Source organism: Pseudomonas sp. B8(2017), assembly GCF_002113575.1.
In the GTDB taxonomy this organism is placed as follows: Bacteria; Pseudomonadota; Gammaproteobacteria; order Pseudomonadales; family Pseudomonadaceae; genus Aquipseudomonas; species Aquipseudomonas putida_Z.
Genome location: NZ_NEIO01000024.1, coordinates 11427 through 31190, shown reverse-complemented (window position 1 = coordinate 31190; position 19764 = coordinate 11427). Strand labels below are relative to the sequence as shown.

Sequence of the window (19764 nt, the reverse complement as noted above, 5' to 3'; positions counted from 1 at the left end):
TTCCACTCCTTGTTTTATTTATTGACTGGGATAAATGTTTTGTAATGATCTGCAGTGTAGTACATCTCACCACCCTTCCCAACAACTATCCGCTGAGGCCCTGGCCCTGAAACACCTGGGGTAGGATGTACGTACTCTGTATAGTAGCCAGCAGGTTTTTGCGGCAAATCCCCGCCACGATTCTGAAATATAGACCCATCGTTTCGATGAGGGAACGAACCACCTGATTTTATCCGGTCTATGGTCGGGCCGAGATCAACAGTGCCTTGTAAAACATTTCCGGTCTTTTGATCAACGACCTTCACTCCATCAATAAAGCGGGTGGGGTCTTTTGCACCGCTGGTAGCTTTGCCTAGTATCACCACCGCCGCTAATTTTACTACATCATCCCGCGTAGCACCTTTATCGACAAGGCTAATGATCCCTGGCACATCCACCGGCGCCAAGGTCGAGCCGAGCAAGCCGTCCTGACGTGCCCGTTCATTGATTGCCTCTTCAGTTAACCCTTGCCGTCTCCATTCCGCAATCAGCTCACTCGCTCTGATCGCGTTCACATACGGATTCGCAACAACGCCCATTGGCGACCAATCGCTGCCCGACAGCGCGTAGACATCAAGGAAGCTCGCGTCCGCGTCGCTCTTCTGCGCGTCCACTACCCCCCTCATCATCGCAAGGGCGTAATCCGTTACCAGAAGGTCATATTCCGCTTTGCTCAGCCTGCCGCTCTGGTACAGCTCAACCAGCTTTTCCCCAGCCTGCTTCTCCTGCTGCCGGTACTCATCACGAATACCAACCTCGCAGCCGCCATTTCCACCACAGGCTTTATACCGCTCGTGCAACTCATCAATACTGCCGATACCGGCGGCCTTGAGCTTCTCATACAACGCCCGGCTGGCGGCATCCAGCCGTTCAACGCCGTATTTGTTCGCCAGCAGGTTGTTTTCAACCGCGTTACGGCCCGCACCGGCACCCGCGACAGCCCCAGCGCTATTACCTTCCACCAGACCGCCCGAAAGCCCGGCCGCTAGCGTCGACAGCGCCGAAACGGTCTGTTTCTGCTCTTCACTGAGCGAGTTGCTATCGCTGGTGCCATACAACTGCTGAGTGATCAGGCGGGCAACCAGTTCGCCGCCGGCCGCACCCGCTGCCCCGGCTGCCGCCGAGTTGCCCTGCGCTTGGGCGACAACGGCACCCAACACTGCGTGGGCCATGACGTTGAGTGCAGCATTGTCACCAGTGGATTTCTTGATCACCTGCGCGAGGTACGGTGCCGATGCGCCTGCCAGCGCAGAACCGATATCACCACCCGCCAACCCTTGCAGTGCCGCTGTCACGGCCTGGGTCACGCGCTGGTAATCACCACTGGTGCCATACTTACCCATGATTCGCTGGTAAGCCTCGGTGGCGACCAGTTGTTTCTGGTACGCCTTCACCGCCTCCTTGCTTGCCCCTTCACCCGGCGCCACGATGCCGTGTGCTTCAAGTTCCGCACGCGCCTCCTGGTCAGCCTTCAGCTGCCCTTGGGTGCGGACGATGTCCGATACCTGTGTGCCGATTTCGCCAATAAGCTGAACCTGCTGCAGGCGCCGCTGTTCCTTCTCCTTGTCGAAGATCGGGCTGATGCTGTCGTTGGCATGCTCGACGTCGTGACTGAGGCTGGTCACATCCTGCTGCTGCCGGCCCGGGTCTCGGATTTCCAGCGTGCCTTCGGAAATGGCCGAAGATGTGGTGCCGCTGGCGCTGCCGCTGTGGTTATAGGCGATCAACGTGCCGCTTGGCATGTTGCTGGTGAAGGTGTCAGCACCACCGTTGCCACCGCTGATGCTGGCGCTGGCCAACTGGCTCTTGAACTCGGCCTTGTTGGCGATATCGCTCCAGCCCAGGGTGCCGGTGCTCAGGCGGTTCTTGTCGGCGTCGGCAGTACTGGCAATGACGCTGCCGTCAAGCTGGGTGTGCTTGCCCACATCGACCTGATAACCGCCCTTGCCGGCGAACAGACCGGTCTGCTCCTGCACGCTCTGGTAGTTGGAGTCGAGCTTGGTCTTGCTGACGCTGAGACTGCCGCTTGCCCCGCCCGCGCCGATGATGGTGACGCTCAACCCACCGCTGACATTGGCCTGTTTGGACTTGTAGTTGTCGGTGTCCTGCAGGCTTTGCAGCGTCAGGTCGCGCCCTACGTCGGCGGTGATTTTCGCGGCGTTGACCTGGGCCCCTTTGAGCGCCGTGTCCCGCCCGCTGAGCAGGGTCGCCTCATTGCCGGCGTCCAGTGTGGTTTCGGTCCAGGTCGTGCCGTTGCCTTTCTCGTTGCCGGCACCCTTGTTGGCATTGGCGAAGATGCTGAGACCGGCACCTTCGGAACCTACACCAATGCTGGCGCCGATGGCGCCGCCACTGCTGCTGTTCTTGCCATCGAGCTTTTGCGTATTGGCAGCAGCCTCAAGCTGGATGTCGCGTTCGGCGGACAACAGCAGGTCATTGCCGGCCTTGAGTTGACTGCCTTGTACCCGGATATCCCCGCCGCTGCCGGCCCCGTTGCCGGTGGCCACAATGCTCAGGTCGTTGCCACTGGTCAGGCTGCTGCCCTGGCTGACGGTCTGTTCCTGGGTCTGCCGCGAGCTCGACTTCTGCCCGCCCAGCGATAAGGCGATACCTACGAACTGGCCAGCATTATCCGCCGTCATGCCACCGCTCTGCTGGGCAGCCTGCCAGGCCTGAACACCGGTCAGCCCGGCCTTGATACCTTGGAGTGCAGAAAGCCGGCTGTCCTCTTCCCGGGTCGCTTGCTTGGTAGTCTGGTAAGCGGTGTCGATGGCACTGCCAACCGTACCGGACAGCGCCAGGGTCAAGCCGCTGCTCTTGCTCTTGGACGTCTGCTCGCTGGTGTTGTGGTTTTCAGCAGCAACGATCTCGACGTTCTGCCCGACCAGGGTGATGTCCTTGCCGGCGACAACCTCCGACCCCTTGATACCCAGGTCCTTGCCCGCCTCGATGGTGACATTGCCCAGCACGCTGCCAATGGTGCTGGCCTTGGCGTTCTCACTGGTGCTGGTCGAGGTTTTCTCCAGGCTGGTCGAGCCCAACGTGAAGCCGATGCCTCCACTGCTGAGCAGGCCCGATTTCTTCTTCGAGCTCGAGTGGCTTTGCTCGAACGTTTCGGTCGCGCTATCGATCTGCACGTTACGGCCCGCCAGCAGGCTGGTGTCGTTGGTGGACACGATGCTGCTGCCCGACACGCCGATATCCTGCCCGGCGCGAACGACCACCGTGTCACCACTGACCGACGAGCCCTGCTGAGTGATGGCCTTCGAACTGTCGATCCGGGTCTTCTGGCTGCTGGATAGCCCGGAGTGGCTGGTCTTGGTCTTGCGGTAGTAGCTGTAGTCGCTGTTCTCCTCAGCGACCAGCTGTACATCGCCACCGGCATAAAGGTAGGCCTCATCACCCGCCGTCACGCGGCTGGCGCTCAGTGCCAGGTCGTCGCCAGCCTTCAATGCCACATAGCCGCCAGCCACCACGGTGCTGCCCACCTGCTGGACATGGTCCTCCTGGCTGGTGACTTTCCGGGTCTTGCTCGCCGAGTGCTGCTCGTTGGCGGCCGCTGCCAGCTGCAGATCGCCCGTCGCCGCCATGGCCACATCCCGCTTGGCCTCGATCGCACTGGCCACCGCGCTGATATCGCGCCCGGCGCTGACGCTCAGGTCACGCCCGGCCTGCACGCTCGAGCCGTTCTGGGTCACGCTGCTGTCGGTGTGGCGCACGCCGCGGTCGTTGACCACCACCTGCTCGACCGAGGTCAGCTTCACATCGCGGCCGGCCTTCAGGCTGGTGTCGGCAGCGCTGCTGAGCACGCCGCCGTTGTTGCTCAGGTCGCGCCCGGCGTTGATCGCCAGGTTGTTCGCGGCTTCCACCCGGGCGGCGTTATCGACAAAGTCGCGCTGCTGGGCGTAGCTGCCGTTGCTGCTCTGGTGCGAAGTCAAAGTGCGTTCGTTGATCACGTCACGCACGGCGGCGAGGCTGACGTCGCGCCCGGCGATGATGCCGCCGGCCTTGTTCACCAGATCGTTGCCAGCCAGCAGGTCGAGGCGGTTGCCAGCCTCGACCAGGCCGCTGTTCACCATGTTGTTGCCGGCCTTGGCCGACAGGTTGTTGCTGGCGCGCAGGGTCCCGACGTTGTCGAGGTTCTGGCCGGCGATCAGGTTGACGTCGTTGCCGGCGATCAGAGCGCCGTTGGGGGCCAGACGGTTGTTGCCGTGCGCCAGATAGAGCACTGGCACCAGCACCTGCTCGCCATTCACCTCGGCGGTTTCCAGCCAGACGATGTCATGGGTCAGCGCCGCCACCTGTTCGGAGGTGAGGCTCACGCCCACTGCCAGGTTGAGCTGTTGCTTGCTCTGGATGGCATTGTCCATCAGGTACTTGAACAGCTGTTCGTCACTGTTCTGGCCATCGATAAAGCGTTGCCCGGTGCGGGCGACCACGGCCTGCTGGATCAGCTTCTGCTCGTAGAAGCCATCGCCCAGGCGCTTGGCACTTTCATCCGGGTCGTAGCCAAGGTTCGCCAGCAGGTAGTCGGAGCTCATGAACTGCTTGAGGTCGGTGAGCACCGGGTTGGTTTCGATCAGATACTTGTGCGGATTGCTGCGCACGCTGCTGTCGGGCAGGCCTTGCACGCGCTCGATGGTGAGCGGGCCTTGGCCGTTGAGCGTGGAGGCCTGGCTGATGCGGTCGTCCACCGCCGAGCGGCCGGGCAGCGCGGGGCTACCGGCGTTCCCGGGCAGGCTGGTGTCGACGGCGCTGGCACTACCGGCGACGTTCGCCTGGGTGCGATCGGCCGTATTCAGCGTGGTGCTGCTGCCTGCCGCTTGGTCGGCACCGCGGATGCTGACCGTGCGCCCCTGGGCCAGCGGCAAGGGTTGCTGGCGCTGCGCGACGCTCAGGCTGGCGCCGCCCATGCTCCAGCTTTGCGGGCCGCTGGCGGTCGTGCTGCCGGCCTCGCTGCTCAAGCGGAACAAGCCGCTCTGCCCAGTGGGTAGGCTGAAGCCGGGCAGCGCCAGCGGGTTGACCTGTTGTTGGGCGAGGTCCGGCGGCAGCTGCTGGTTGAGTGTGATGCGGGTGGAAAACGCCGTACCGGGTGCGGTGGTATCGGTACGCGCGCCGCTACCGATGTAGGCGTAACCCGGGCGCACGACGCTGTTGTCGATGCCGTTGCCGGCGGTGATGTTCACCGCGCCATTGGCCTGCATGATGGCGGCATAGCTCTGGTCGCCAGCCGCTAGTTTGCGGGTGCTGCCAAGGCTCACCAGCTCCGCTTCGGTCATGCCGATGAACCTGGCCAGGTCAGCTTGCAAGCCACCCAGGTTGGCAGGGTCGTAACCAGCGCTCTCGTACCAGTACTTGCTGGTGATCGAGCTGGCCAGCTGGTACCAGGCCCCGGCGTTGCGGGTACGTTCGGAACGGAAGATGCGGGTGGTTTCGGTCTCGCCGGTTTCCACACCGCTGTTGGTCAGGTTATCGACGCTGGCCACCAGGTTACCGGCAGCGGCGATGGTGCTGCTGCTGTTGAGCAGGTCGCCGCCCCGGATGGTCAGGTTGCCGCCGGTGGTGATGCTGGAGGCGGCACTGGCGTCGGTCACCTCGAACTTGTCACGCTGGACGATCTCCCAGACGTGGTTGCGCTTGCCGCCGCAGTCGCCGGCGTTGTAGCCCTCGATGCAGGCCACCTCGCCAACGCGGGCGGTGTAGAGGCCCTTGTTGTCGGTCTGCAGCACCGCCCGCACGTTCTGAATGGTGCTCGCTGCCAGGCTCATCGACAGGTCGCTCTGCAGCGAGCCGGAACGGTTCACGATGCTGTTGGCCAAGCCGCCCTGGCCATCCCGGTCGATGGTCAGGGCGCCCAGGCTGTAGACGTCGGCATAGCTGTTGGTCAGGCTGGCGACCCGCAGGCCCATATCCCTGCCGCTGAAAATCAGGCCCTGGTCGCTGTTGACCAGGGCGCCGGTGGTCACGCTCAGCGCTTCGCCGGCACCCAGCGTGCCTTGGTTGTTGACGCCGCCTGCCACGAGGGTGAAGCCGGTAGCAGACGTCAGGCGGCCGGCACTGTTCAACTGCCCGACTACCGAGAGGCTGGTGGTGCCACCGCTGGCGATGCTGCCGGTGTTGCTCAGGTTGACCTGTGCGGCGCTCAGGCCAAGGTCGCCACGGCTGGTCAGGCGGCCGTTGCCGGCGTAGGTGCCAGCCAGATCGAGGCTGAGGCTGCCGTCACTGGCGATCAGGCCGTCGTTGCTCCAGTCGCTGCCGCTGCCGACCAGCGCTTCGCTGGCCAGCAACTGGCCGTTGGCGGTCTGGCTGAAGTTGCCGACATTGAGCGTCAGGCGCCCGGCCTGGATAACGTTGCTGTTGCTCCAGCTGTCAGCGTTGAGGGTGAGGCCGCCCCGGGTGACGATACTACCGCCGGCGCCCGTGACATTGGCTGTGCTGATGTCGAAAGTGCCGCTGCCCACGTGCAGCAGGCTGCCGCCAGCGTTGAGGAAACTGCCAACGCCTAGGCTGAGGTCGCTGTTGGCGGTTTCCAGCGTGCCGTTGCGGTTGTCGAACGGGCCGCCGATCTGCAGGCGGGTGGCGCCGCTTGTGCCCAAGGCACGCAACTGGCCGGTCTGGTTGTCGAGGCTGGCCGCCTTGATGACCAGGGTACTGTCGCTTTCAATGATGCCCAGGCGGTTATTCAGCGCACCGCTGAGGTCCAGGTCGATGCGTTGGCCGGCGATCTGGCCATCGTTGTCGCCGCTGTTGTCGAAATTGCCACCTGTAACCTTGACCAGCCCTTGGGCATAAAGGCCGCCGTTGCGGTTGTCGAAATCGGCGGTGCTGACCAAGGCATCGCCAGCTTGTGCAGCAATTCGCCCGCCATAGTTGTCGATGCCACCCAGTACCTTGAGGTCGAGGGCCTGGGCCTGGGTGACGCCACCCTGGCGGTTGTTGTTCAGGTCATAACCGTTGTTCAGCACACCGCGCAGGTCGGCGACCAACTTGCCTTGCAGGCTGGAAAGCACGCCGCCACGGTTGTCCAGGTTGCCGGCCGTGACGTCGAGGTTGCCAGCGTCGGCCAGAATACGGCCACTCTGGTTGTCGACATCACCGGTCACCAGTTGCAAGGCCCCCTGGCTCTGCAAAGTGCCCTTGGTGTTGCCAAAGCTGGCGGCACGCACATCGGCGCCGCCGTTCTGGCTGTAAATCAGGCCGTCGGCGCTGTTGAGCAGCTGGCCGTCAACGGCCAAGGTCAGTTGCTGGCTGGCCGCCACGGTACCGCGATTGCGGTTGTCCAGGCTGCTGGCGAACAGGCTCAGCAGGCCCTGACTGGCGATCTGGCCACCCTGGTTGTCGATTTGCGTGGCATTGTCGATGCGCAGGGGGCCGGCGCTGGCAAGCTTGCCGTTGTTGTTGGCAAGGGCGCCGAGCAGCTTGAGGGTGACGGCCGCATTGCCAATCAGGCTGCCGGCGCTGTTGTCCAGGCTACCGGCATTCACTTCGAGTGCCTGCCGGGCGCTGATGCTGCCGGCGACGTTGCCCAGGGCCATGGCGTTGAGGGCCAGCGCCGCGCCGCTGTCGATCAGGCCACCCTGGCCGTTGTTCAGCAGCCCGCTGATGGTCAGGCGCTGCGCGCCGCCACTGGACAGGATGCCGGCACCACTGTTATCGAGGTTCGCCGCTGCCACGTTCAGGGTTTGCTGGCTGACCAGCGCGCCACCCGCGCTGTTCTGCAGGTCGCCGCTGACTGCGGCGTCCAACGCGCCATCGCGGCTGGACAGGGTGCCCTGGTTGCGGTTGTCGAGGCTGCCCAGATTTACGCCCAGGCCTCGCCAGCCCGAGACCAGTCCACCCTGGTTCAGCAGGCGCTGGGCGGTGACATTCAGCTGGCCGCTGCTGATCAGCTTGCCAGCGCTGTTGTCCAGGGCACGGCCGGCCAGGGCAAGGTCCTGCCGCGAGGAAATTTCACCGCCGCGGTTGCTCAGGTCGCGCAGGCGGTCGAGAGCCAGCGGGCCATCGGTGGTGATCAGGCCACCATCGTTGTTCAGGTCGCCAGTGGCACTGCCGAAATCGATGCGGATGGCGTTGCCCAACAGCGAGCCTGCCTGGTTGTCGACAGCGCGGGCTGCAATGTCCAGCAGGCCAGCGGCGTTGATCAGGCCTTGCTGGCTGTTGTTCAGGCTGTCGGCCAACTGCAGGTCGAGGCCACCACGGCTGGTCAGCGTGCCACCGGTATTGTCCAGGCTTGCAGCACGGGTATGCAGGGTTTCGGCAGCGACCAGGCCTTTGATGTTTTGCAAGGCCTGGTCGATACGCAGGGTCAGCGCCTGATTGCTCAGCACCTTGCCGCTGCTGTTGTCCAGGCTGCGAGCAGCCAGGGTGACGGCCTGAGCCGAGGAGATCTCGCCGCCCTGGTTGTTCACCCCATCGAGGTTCTTCAGCACCAGCATCGGGGCGTTGATCAGCCCGTGGCGGTTATCCAGCTGGCCATGGTTGAGGTCCAGGGTCAATGCGCTGTTGCTGAACAGCTGTCCACCTTGCTGGTCAAGGCCGCTGGCGTTGACCAACAGGGCGCCGACGCTGGCAATTCGGCCGCCATCGCGGTTGCTCAGCTGGCCGGTGATCAGGCCCAGGCTGGCGCCGCTGTCGATCCGGCCTTTGCGGCTGTTGTCGAGACTGCCGGCGTCGATGCTGGCCGGCCCCTTGGCGCTGATGGTTCCCAGGTCGGTGTTGGTGACCTGACCCGCGCTCAGTTGCAGCGCCGCATCGGTGACCAATTCCCCGCCCTGGTTGAGGACGTTGCCGGTGTGCTTGAGGGTCATCGCCCCCGCGCTGGAAACACTGCCGCCGCGGTTGTCGAGTGCGTTGCTCGCCAGGCCCAAGCTACCTTCGGCACTGATCAGGCCCTGACGGTTGTCGAGTGTGCCTTGTAGCGTGGCATCGATGGCGTGCTGGCTGAGCAGCAGGCCGCCGACGTTGTCCAGGCTGTTGCCGGTCAAGCCCAGCCCGGCCTTGCCCGAGAGCATGCCTTTGCTACGGTTGATCACCTCGGCGACGGCGACTTGCAGCTTGCCGTCGGCCAGCACCTTGCCGCCGTCACTGTTGTCCAGGCGGGTACCGCCGAGGATGACGTCTGCCTTGCTCGACAGCTCCCCGGCGCGGTTGTCTACCGCCGCCACCTGCAAGTCCAGGCCCTGGCTCGCACCGATCAGGCCACCCTGGCGGTTGTCGAGCTGGTCACCGGACAGTTTCAGGTACCCAGAGGCAACCAGCACACCGGCCTGGTTATCGAGGGTACCAATTCGCGCTTGCAACTCGCCCGCAGCGGAAACCTGCCCCTGCTGGTTCAGCAGGCTGCCGGCCTGCATGTGCAGGCGATCATCTGCGATCAGCGTACCGCCCTGATTACGCAGTTCGCCGTCGACGGCCAGGCCCAGGCCGGCGCGGCTGCTGATCAGGCCCAGGTTGTTGTCTAGGCTGGCGCTGCGCAGGTCCAGGCCACTGGCCGCTACCAGGCCCTTGAGGTTGTTAAGTGCCTGGTCGATGCGCAGGGTCAGGCCTTGCTGGCCGATCAGCCGGCCGTTGCTGTTGTCCAGGCTGCGTGCTGCCAGGGTGAATGCTTGGGCACTGGAGATTTCGCCTTGCTGGTTATCCACCTTGGCAAGGTTGTTCAGCACCAGCAGTGGCGCGTTGATCAACCCCTGCCGGTTGCGCAGCTGGCCGTGGTTCAGGTCGAGGGTCAGCGCAGTTTTGCTGAACAGTTGGCCACCGTCCTGAGCGAGGCCGGTGACGCTGGCGACCAGCGCCTTTTCACTGGCGATGCGGCTGCCCTGGCCGTTATTGAGCTGGCCGGCCTCAAGGTCGAGGCGGTCGCCACTGACCAGTTGCGCGCCCTCGCCGTTGTCGAAGGTGCCGGTAACGACCTTGGCCGCGCCTTTGCTGCTGAGCAAGCCGGCCTGGCCGTTGTCGAGGCTTTGGCTGGTCAGCGCCAGACCGGCGTCGGTAGTGATCGAGCCGTTGCGGTTGAGCAGCGTGCCGGCGCTGGTCAGCGAAAGGCCGGCAGCGCTGGAGAGCTTGCCGCTGCTGTTGTCCAGCTTGCCGACGGTAACGCCCAGGCGCCCTTCGGCACTGATCAGTCCCTGCTGGTTGGTTAACCCGCCAACCAGGCCAACGTCCAGGTCGCCACCACTGACCAGACGCCCTTGGCCGTTGTCCAGCTGCTGGCCGCTTAGGGTCAGCGGCCCGGTGGCCGACAGAAGGCCCAGGTTGCGGTTGAGCACCTCGGTCATCTGCAGTTGCAGGGCGCTGCCGGCCAGGACCTTGCCGCTGTTGCTGTTGTCCAGGCGGGTGCCTTGCATGGCCAACGCCTTGGTGGTGGAGATTTCTCCGCCACGGTTGTCGATTTCGGCAACATTCAGCCGTAACGCGCTGGTGCCACCGATCAAGCCTTTGGCGCGGTTGTCCAGGTGGCTGCCGGCCAGCAACAGGTCGCCCTGGGCAACCAGCTCGCCACCTTGGTTGATCATTTGCCCGAACTGGGCCACCAGTGTGCGCTGACTGGAAATACGACCGCCGCTATTGTCCAGGCTGCCGGCTTGCAGGCGCACCGGCCCGGCGGCGCTTAGCAGGCCACCACGGTTGTCCAGTTGCAAACCCTTGTAGCTGAGTGCGGCCAGGCTGTTCAGCAGCCCTTGCTGGCGGTTGTCCAGTTGCTCGACATTCAGGCTCGCCTGCTGGCCGGCGCGCAGTTTGCCGGCACGGTTGTCGAGTTTGGCCGCGCGCAGGTCGATGTTGCCTTTGGCGCTGATCTCGCCTTGCTGGTTGTCCAGCAAGCGGGTGACCTCGGCGCTCAGGCCCGCGTCGCTGACCAGGTTGCCGGCCTCGCGGTTGTCCAGGCTGGCGGCCTGCAGGTGGACGCCCCCGGCCGATCCGAGCAGGCCTCGGCGATTGTCCAGGGCGTCGCCCAGCGCTACCTGCAAGGCCGCATCGCCGGTGACCTGGCCACCGCGGTTGTCGAGGCTGCCACCTTTGAGGGTGGTGGTACCGACGCTGGAAATCTCGCCTGACTGGTTGTTGCTGTTACCGGTCACTTGCAGCGCCAGGTCGGCACGGCTGGTCAGGGTACCCGCATGGTTATCCAGGCTGGCGGCACGCACATTGATGCCGTTAGCGGAAACCAGCCCGCCGTCGTTGTTCAGTGCCTGGTCCAGATGCAGGCTCAGGTTCTGGTTGCCGAGCAGCTTGCCAAGGCTGTTGTCGAGACTGCGCGCCACCAGCGCAAACGCTTGGGCGCTGGAGATTTCGCCCTTGTGGTTATCCACCGTGTCGAGGTTGTTCAGGGTCAGGCGTGGCGCATTGATCAGGCCACCCTGATTGTTCAGGTGGCCTTTGTTCAGGTTCAGGCTCAGCTCGCTGACGCTGGTCAGGCTGCCGCCGTTGTGCTGGTCGAGGCCCGTGACACTGGCGCTTAGTGCCTGGTTACTGGCAATGCGCCCGCTGTCGCTATTGTTTACCTGGCCAGCGTTGAGGTTCAGGGTCTGCAGACTGGTCAGCTGGCCACCACGGTTATCCACCGCGCCGCTGGCCGTCAGAGCCAGGTGCTGGCCCGCGCGCACGCTACCGGCGGCGTTGTCCAGCTGGCCAACCTTGGCGTTCACGCTGGCGCCGTCGATCAGCCCGCCTTGGGCATTGTTCAGGCGTGAGGCTGTGAGGTCCGCCTGGCCGCTGCTGAGCAGCCTGCCGGCGTTGCGATTGTCGAGGGTATCGGCGCTTGCGCTGAGGCGAGACCGGGCGCCGAGCGTACCGCCCTGGTTGTTCAGGCTTTGCTGCGCCGTGACGCTCAGATCGCGGCTGGCCACCACGGTGTTGCCATGGTTATCGATGTGCCTGGCGTTCAGGCGTGCGTCGCCGGTGGTGTTGCGGCTGTTGTCGGCGTTGACGCCCGCTTCGATGATGCCTTGGTTGCTCAGCCGCCCAGCGCTGTCCAGGCTGATGCGTTGCCCGGCAGCGAGCGACTGGCGATTGTTCAGGTCGCCCTGGGTGCGCACTTTCAGTTCGTTGCCGGCATATACCCCGCCCTGGGCATCGAGCTGGCTGGCCGTGATCGCCACCGAGCCCTTGGCTGCGGTGGCCTCGGCCATGCGCAGCTGGCCGTTGGCATCGAGTTGGATATCGCCGCCGCTGGCAATCAGCTTGCCGTCGAGCTTCACCCCCACGCCGGCTTCGGTACCTACCAGCTTGATGGTGTTGGCGTACATGCCGCCCAGTGCCGAGGAATCGATGGCCAACTGCGGCGCCTGGGCCGAGTCGGCGGCACGTGCGGTGGCGGCCAGGCTCTGCGCATCGACGTCGTTGCTGCCGGCGACCACCGCCAGCTGGCGGGCCTGGATCTGGGCGTTGATTCTGGCGCTGCGGGTGATGATCTCGAACTGGTCGATGTTGCTGGCATTGAGCCCGGCGCCTTCGATGGCGACACTGCCTTGCTCCACCTGATAGCGCTGCAGTTGCCCATTTTCGACTACCGGCTTGCCGGTCGTCAGCGTGGCCCTGGGCGTATTGATGAAACCGCAGCCGTTGCAGGTTACGCCATAGGGGTTGGCGACAATGACATGCGCCGACTGCCCGGCCACCTCGGTGTAACCCTTGAGCTGGCTCGGGTTGCCACCATTGACCTCGTTGAGGATGGTGCTGGCCGCACGGCCGCCCAGGTTGCTGTTGCCGAGAACGATGCCGCCCAGCTGGGTGGCCTGGGTGCGGCCGGTGGCGTTGTTGAGGATTACGCCTTGCTGGCCGACGTTGTAGTCACTGAACTTGTTGTGCGACAGCCCAGCGCCGCTGGGTGCAGCGATATTGACGATGGGCACGCCGTTGCCTGCCTGGCCGAGGCTGGTGCCACTGCCGTTGACCACGATGCCGTCGGCCATGGCCACCAGCGGCTGCCAGAACATCATGTTGGCCAGCATGAAAGCCAGCCCACGCTTGGACAGGCCCCAGAAGGTGCGGCGTGTTTGCAGGGCAGCCGAAGGCTGACGGGCCAGGAAGGCGAATTGACGAACGTCCATGTCGGTACTCGGGAAAAGCGCTGTTAAAGGAAGATGTCCAGGCGGAAGTAAACCGGTGCCTCGCGTGCTTCGATTGCGGCGGGCCGCTCGAGGGAGTGGGCAAAGGTCACGCTGGCGGACAGGTGCTTGCCGCGAGCGAACAGCTCGACCGCATCGCTGGACAGCCGGCCACTTTGTCCGCTGTTGTAGCGATCATGGCGAATCGCGCCGACGTCGTAGGCCAGCCCCAGGCCGTATTCGGCCAGCACGGGTTGCAGCCAGTCCCAGGCCACCGGCCGGCTCCAGCGCACATCGTTGCGCCAGTAATAGCCACTGTCTCCGTTCAGGCTCTGGTCCTTGTAGCCACGGATCGAGGACTGGCTGCCCAGGCTCATGCGTTGCGAGCTGAACAGCAGGTCTTCACTGCGCTGGCCAGTGACCAGGCTGCTGAACACCAGCGACTCACCCCACAGCTTGAACGGCTGGAGGTAGCTGACCGTAGCGGTGTACTTGCGGTACCGAGCGTTGGGCAGGCGCTTGCCGGTGCTGCTGCGCTGGTCTTCGCCCTGGGCATCGAAGGCACCGATGCCGTTCTGCATGCCCAGGTCGACGTTGACGAACGCATTGCCGACCCGCCGCCCGTGGTTGATGCCGAACTGCGCTTCACTCAAGCGGTTGCTGCTGGTGTCCAGCTTGCTGTCTTCGATGAAGTTGTTGGTGCGCAAGTAGCTCAGGCCGGTGTTGAGCGAAGTCTTGCTCATTGCATCGCGGTGTATCACCCGTTCCAGCCGCAGCTGGTGGTTCTGGCTGTCACCGTCCTGCTTGAAATTGAAGCCTGAAGCCTCGCCCAGCGAACGGTACTCGCTCTGGCTGTAGCTGTAGCTGAGGTTCCACCAGCCCAATGGCAGGTTGTAGTAGAGCATGGCGCTGCGCGAGGTCTTCTGGTGGTCGCTGATGGCATCGTGGCTGCCACGCAAAACCAGTTGGTCGGCCAGGCCAAGCGGGCTGTCCCATTCCAGGCTGCTGCCCCATTGCTGCTCGCCGGTGCTGCGCTGGCCATCGTTGCTTCGCGACAGGCCCACGCGCCATGGCTTTTGTGGGGCGTTGCGCACCACCACTTCGCTGCCGCCCACCGCCTTGCCCGGGGTCAGTTCCATTTGTGCCTGGTTCGATCGCAGGCGGTTGAGCTGATCGACCATCTGTTCGATCTGGCGCAGGTTCAGCAGCTCGCCGGTGCCGCCCGGAAAGCTCATGGCCAGCTCACGAGGGGAAAGCTTGCTGCCTTCTGCCGGCTTCAGGCCTTCGAGACGGCCCTCCACCACGATGACCTTCAGGCGGCCGTTGGACAGGTCCTGCTGGGGCAGGTAGGCACGGCTGGTGACCAGGCCTTTCTGAATATAAAGATCGGTAACGCTCTTGAGCAGCGCGTTCAGCTGCGTGACGCCAAGGCACTGGCCAAGATAGGGTTTGAGCAGGCGCTCGCGTTCCGACGTGGAGAGCGCATCAGCACCCTCCAGCACGATATCGCTGATCGGAAAACAGCGGCTGTCATCGGGTTTGACCGGCGCGACCGGCTCGGCGCCCCGGCCAGGTAGCTCCTGCAACTGTTCCAGACGCCGCTGCTGCTCTTCAAGCAGGCGGTTCTGACGGTCACGAATCAGCTCCTGGTCGCCGGGTGTCCCCATCGGCGCAGCGGAGGCAACATTTGCCAAAGTGGCAAGAAACGCGCATGCAAGCCAGCCCATGCCGCGCTGACCCAGAGAGGGGAAAAACATGTTCGATCCTTCGAAATAGAGCGGTAGAGCGAAAAGCCGACAAGTTTATTCGGGCATTCCCATGGCATCAATAAGCCATCGACGCACGGTAGGGTAAGCAAGGGTTGAAGGTGGAGGCAGGATCGATTGAATGATTGGAAAACTCATGACCTGTGCCGGCCTCTTCGCGGCTGAAGCCCCACACAGGGACCGCACAGGTCTTGAGATGGCTCAGACGTGACGCTGCCTGGCCTTGCCGCGCGGCAACCGGCAGCGCTCGCCCTGCTCGGCCAGGCGCGCGGCCCAGGCCGATTTCACGCTGAAGCCACCGTTACGGGCAGGCTGCTGTTCGGCCACTTGGGCAGGTTTGACCGCCGCAGGCGCAGTACCGACGACCTTGGCGGCGGGCTTGCTGGCCGCAGCCACAGCCACCACCGGCTCAGCTGCCGCCTTGGCGGTCTTGCGCAGTTCAGCCAGCGAAGGGCTCTTGCTCTTGGCGACAGTTGCCGCCTCGGGTTTGCTCAGCGAACGCTGGCAAGACTTGCAGGATACGTCCTCGGTCACGGCAGTGCTGACAAGGGTCTGACTGCTGCGCCCGCAGGCGGAATCGAGGCCATTGGAGGAAAAGTGAGTAACCAAAACCGAACATCTCCGATGCGTTGTCATTTGAAGCGGGCGCTATTCTCGCACAGGTTGCAGGGGCTTGCCGAACCACCGGGCAGGCACCACCGGTCACATTGGCTGGCACTTTGCCATAATCCTAGGCATGCTAGCTCGTTTCGGGTGTCCGGCCTTATAGTGCGCCACCGCTGTCTGGCAACCAGACACCGGCACACACCGTGCATGATCCATCCCTGCCATCGCCAGCCCAATCGCAGGATCAACGCTTGACCAATCTTACTCATCCGTCGTCATTGCGTTCCGCGCCACAGGCGCCCGTCGCCTCGCTGCGCGGGTCGATCAAGGGTGCGCTGGCGCTGCTGGCCCTGATCCTGCTGGGCCTGCTGCTGTGGCAGCTGTTCGCCCAGTTCAACCATACCCAGGCCGACCTGCGCAAACAGAGCCTGGATGCCACCGCCGAACTGGCCGACCACCTGAGCCTGAACATGGCGTTCAAGGCCCAGCAGGCCGTGAATGTGGTGCAGCCTTACGTCAAGGCGCCGACGCCCTCGGCCCTGCCCAGCCTGCTGGGCACCCTGCGCGAGCGCCTGCCGGCCCTGCAGAGCATGGCCTGGCTAGACGCTACCGGGCAGGTGCAGGCCGACAGCCTGGCCGGCAGCCCCGACCGCCATTTGCTTGACGAGCTGCTCAGGCTGAACCAGGGCAGCCCGTACTTCTTCACCAATTCGGCCGACAACCGCACCCTCTACCTGTTGCTACGCCAGGCCACCGAACAGGGCCGCGGCTACTGGCTGCTGCGCCTGTCGCCGTACTACTACCGCACCCTCACCCTCCATCTGGATGGTGCCGGCCACCCGCTATGGCTGCTGGAAAACAGCCGCAACGGCGAGGTACTGCAAAGCCATGCGCCGGCCGATACCAGCAACGAGCCGCTGCAAAGCGTGATGCTGGCCTTCATCGACAACAGTACCTGGCAGTTGCGCGGCCTGTTCGACGCCAAGCTGGCCCAGCAGAAGCTGCTGCCGGCGCTGCTCGGCAAATGCCTGCTGGTGCTGTTCTGCGCCCTGCTGCCAGTGCTGGCCCTGATCAACATGCGCCGCCGCCAACGGGCGCTGCAGGAAGACCGCCGGCGCTACCAGGAAATCTTCGAAGGCACCGGCGTGGCCTTGTGTGTGCTCGACCTGTCCAGCCTGCCCGGCCAACTCGACCGCTACCACCTGCGCAACCCTGCCGCGCTCAAGCACAGCCTGGCCCTGGACCCCAGCCTGCGCCGCTCGCTGCTGCTGGAGCTGAAGATCACCGAGATCAACCAGGTGGCCCGCCAGTTGTTGAATATCGACAGCCACGAAGGCGCCTGGCAGCGCCTGATCGACGGCACTGGCGATGGCCGCGACAGCATTGGCATGCAACTGATCGACGCGCTGATCGAGCAGCGCCCGCTGCTGGAGCTGGAAGTGCGCCTGCCGGCGCCGCTGGGTGGCGAGCTGCACCTGTGGCTGATGGCCCGCCTGCCGCAGCAGCGCCGCGATTACCAGGCAGTCATCCTCAGCATCAGCGACATCACCAGCCGCAAGCAGGTGGAGCTGTCGCTGCTGGAGCGCGAAAGCTTCTGGTCGGACGTGGTGCGCACCGTGCCCGACCAGCTGTACGTGCAGGACGTGCTCAGCCAGCGCATGATCTTCAGCAACCGCCACCTCGGCCAGACGCTGGGCTACGACCGTACCGAGCTGGCGCAGATGGGCGACCGCTTCTGGGAGCTGCTGCTGCACCCCGAGGACGCCGCGCACTACCAGGCGCTGCGCCAGCAACAGCGCGAAAGCGGCCATGACCAGCCGCTGCACTGCCAGCTGCGCTTCCGCCACCGTGATGGCGGCTGGCGCTGCTACGACATCCGCGAACAAGTGCTGACCCGTGACGCCGACGGCCTGGTGACGCGCATCATCGGCGTAGGCAAGGACGTGACGGTGCAGATCGAGGCCAGCCAGTCGCTGCGCGACAGCGAACAGCGCTACCGCATGCTCGCCGAAAGCATCAGCGACGTGATCTTCTCCACCGACAGGATGCTGCAGCTCAACTACGTGAGCCCCTCGGTGCAGGGCGTGCTGGGCTACCAGGCTGACTGGATCTTTGCCAACGGCTGGCAGTCGATCGTCGCCAACCCGTCCCAGCTCACCGGTATCTACAGCCTGATGGAGCGCGTCAGCAAGGCCATGGGCGACCCGGCCCAGCTGGCCCAGCTACGCAGCCAGCTGCCCACCCAACTGTTCCTGTTCGACTGCCTGCGCGCCGATGGCCGCAAGATCCCCATCGAACTGCGCCTGGTGCTGGTGTGGGACGATGAAGAACGCTTCGAAGGCGTGCTCGGGGTAGGCCGCGACATCAGCCAGCAACGCCGCGCCGAAAAAGACCTGCGCATGGCCGCGACGGTATTCGAGCACTCCACCTCGGCCATTCTCATCACCGACCCGGCCGGCTATATCGTCCAGGCCAACGAAGCGTTCAGCCGCGTCAGTGGCTACGCCGTCAGCGAGGTGCTCGACCAGTTGCCTGGCCTGCTTACCGTCGACGAACAGCAGGAAGGCCACCTACGCTACGTGGTCAAGCAGCTTTACCAGCGCGGCAGCTGGGAGGGCGAGGTGTGGCTCAAGCGCCGCGACGGCGACCACTACCCGGCCTGGGTCGGTATTACCGCGGTGCTGGACGACGAAGGCGACCTGGCCAGCTACGTGTGCTTCTTCACCGACATCAGCGAGCGCAAGGCCAGCGAACAGCGCATCCATCGCCTGGCCTACTACGACGCCCTCACCCACCTGCCCAACCGCACGTTGTTCCAGGACCGCCTGTACAACGCCCTGCAGCAGGCCGAGCGGCAAAAGGCCTGGGTGGTGCTGATGTTCCTCGACCTGGACCGCTTCAAGCCGATCAACGACTCCCTCGGCCACGCTGCCGGCGACCGCATGCTCAAGGACATGGCCCAGCGCCTGCTGGCCTGCGTGGACAACGACGACACCGTGGCGCGCATGGGTGGCGACGAGTTCACCCTGCTGCTGCAACCGCGCGCTAGCCGCGAGATGGCACTCAACCGCGCCATCCACGTGGCCGAGAACATCCTCGGCAGCCTGGTGCGGCCGTTCGTGCTGGAAAACCGCGAGTTCTTCGTCACCGCCAGTATCGGCATCGCCCTCAGCCCGCAGGACGGCAGCGAGCTGAGCCAGCTGATGAAAAACGCCGACACCGCCATGTACCACGCCAAGGAGCGCGGCAAGAACAACTTCCAGTTCTACCAGGCGGAGATGAACGCCAGTGCCCTGGAACGCCTGGAGCTGGAGAGCGACCTGCGCCATGCCATGGAGCAGAACGAGTTCATCCTCTACTACCAGCCGCAGTTCAGCGGCGACGGCAAGCGCCTGACAGGCGCCGAAGCCCTGCTGCGCTGGCGCCACCCGACCCGCGGCCTGGTGCCGCCGGGCGATTTCATCCCGGTGATCGAAGAACTGGGCCTGGTGGTGGACGTGGGCGACTGGGTGCTGCGCGAGGCCAGCCGCCAGCTCAAGGCCTGGCACAAGGCCAAGGTGCGCGTGCCGAAGGTGTCGGTGAACATCTCGGCGCGGCAGTTCTCCGACGGCCAGCTGGGCACGCGCATCGCCACCATTCTGGAAGAAACCGGCCTGCCACCGGCGTGCCTGGAGCTGGAGCTGACCGAAAGCATCCTGATGCGCGAAGTGAACGAAGCCATGCAGATTCTCGCCAGCCTGAAAAACCTCGGCCTGAGCATCGCGGTGGACGACTTCGGTACCGGCTACTCGTCGCTGAACTACCTCAAGCAGTTCCCGATCGACGTGTTGAAGATCGACCGCACCTTCGTCGACGGCCTGCCTGAAGGCGAGCAGGATGCGCAGATTGCCCGGGCGATCATCGCCATGGCCCACAGCCTCAACCTGGCGGTGATCGCCGAAGGGGTGGAAACCCACGAGCAGCTGGAGTTCCTGCGCGAGCATGGTTGCGACGAGGTGCAGGGCTACCTGTTCGGGCGGCCGATGCCGGCAAACCAGTTCGAGGCGCAGTTCGCCAACGAAACGCTGTTCATGTTCCATTGAGCAGTTGCCTGCACTGGCCCTATCGCCGGCAAGCCAGCTCCCACCTCGACCGCATAGACCTCAAGCCCTGTGCAGTACCTGTGGGAGCTGGCTTGCCGGCGATGGGGCGCAAAGCGCCCCCAAAAACGGACCTGCGAGTCAACTCCAACCCCCGCCCAGCCCAGACACGGCGCGGGATGCAACATGAAGCCCATTGGTCCGCGACTTGATGCCACTTCATATGCCAGC

At 64.3% G+C, this 19764-nt stretch carries 4 protein-coding genes; 1 reads left to right on the top strand and 3 read right to left on the bottom strand.

All coding sequences use genetic code 11. The features are described from left to right. Window positions 1-14: 14 nt before the first annotated feature. The 3 genes from CAG22_RS24050 to CAG22_RS24040 form a co-directional block, all read right to left on the bottom strand. Entirely contained in the window at window positions 15-13085 is a 13071-nt protein-coding gene (locus CAG22_RS24050; protein ID WP_085706325.1) for a hemagglutinin repeat-containing protein, read from the bottom strand. Between the two features lie 23 nt (window positions 13086-13108). Next, the gene (locus tag CAG22_RS24045) at window positions 13109-14839 is read right to left on the bottom strand and encodes a ShlB/FhaC/HecB family hemolysin secretion/activation protein (protein ID WP_085706324.1); all 1731 of its coding nucleotides are present in this window, start codon (window positions 14837-14839) and stop codon (window positions 13109-13111) included. 210 nt (window positions 14840-15049) lie between these two features. Continuing rightward, the gene (locus tag CAG22_RS24040) at window positions 15050-15457 is read right to left on the bottom strand and encodes a hypothetical protein (RefSeq protein ID WP_085592554.1); all 408 of its coding nucleotides are present in this window, start codon (window positions 15455-15457) and stop codon (window positions 15050-15052) included. A gap of 248 nt (window positions 15458-15705) precedes the next feature. Here CAG22_RS24040 and CAG22_RS24035 point away from each other — a divergent pair, with 248 nt between their 5' ends. Beyond that, window positions 15706-19536: an EAL domain-containing protein gene (locus CAG22_RS24035; protein WP_085706323.1), complete on the top strand. Its 3831-nt coding sequence runs from the start codon at window positions 15706-15708 to the stop codon at window positions 19534-19536. Window positions 19537-19764 lie beyond the last annotated feature (228 nt).

Excerpts from the sequence above, each read along its gene's own strand:
- CAG22_RS24045 (WP_085706324.1), bottom strand. The coding sequence starts at position 14,839 with ATGTTTTTCCCCTCTCTGGGTCAGCGCGGCATGGGCTGGCTTGCATGC.
- CAG22_RS24050 (WP_085706325.1), bottom strand. The coding sequence starts at position 13,085 with ATGGACGTTCGTCAATTCGCCTTCCTGGCCCGTCAGCCTTCGGCTGCC.